Source organism: Stappia sp. WLB 29 (assembly GCF_023507705.1).
Lineage (GTDB): Bacteria > Pseudomonadota > Alphaproteobacteria > Rhizobiales > Stappiaceae > Stappia.
Map to the genome: position 1 here is coordinate 1 of NZ_JALBGD010000033.1, position 397 is coordinate 397.

1 protein-coding gene is annotated in these 397 nt (G+C 71.3%); it reads left to right on the top strand.

Annotated elements, in window-relative coordinates:
* Nucleotides 1-397 (top strand): IS110 family transposase (locus tag MNI96_RS21785; protein ID WP_249696650.1); only part of this gene is annotated, 397 nt, incomplete at both ends.

The window sequence follows — 397 nt, forward strand, 5'->3', positions numbered from 1 at the left end:
GGCAGAGCTCGCTGCCGCAGGCATCGCCTGCCACCGGGCCGACACCCTCAAGGCCAGGGCCTTCGCCCGCTCCTTCGGACGCCTGGCCAAGACCGATGCCATCGATGCCGCACTGCTGGCCGCCTATGGCCAGGAGCGGTGGCGCCACCTGCCGCTCCACCGCCCGGCAGACCGCACCCAGGCGCAGCTGGCCGCCCTCGTTGCCCGCAGGCAGGACCTCATGGCCATGCGCGGCGCCGAACTCAACCGCGCCAAGTCCCCCGGATGCACCCTGGTCGTCGCCTCCTGCAGGAGCCTCGTCAGAACGCTCGACCGCCAGATCGAGGCCATCGACAAGGCCATCGCAGGCCTTTGCGCGCACTGCGCCTTGCTCGCACGACGTATCGCCCTCTACCGC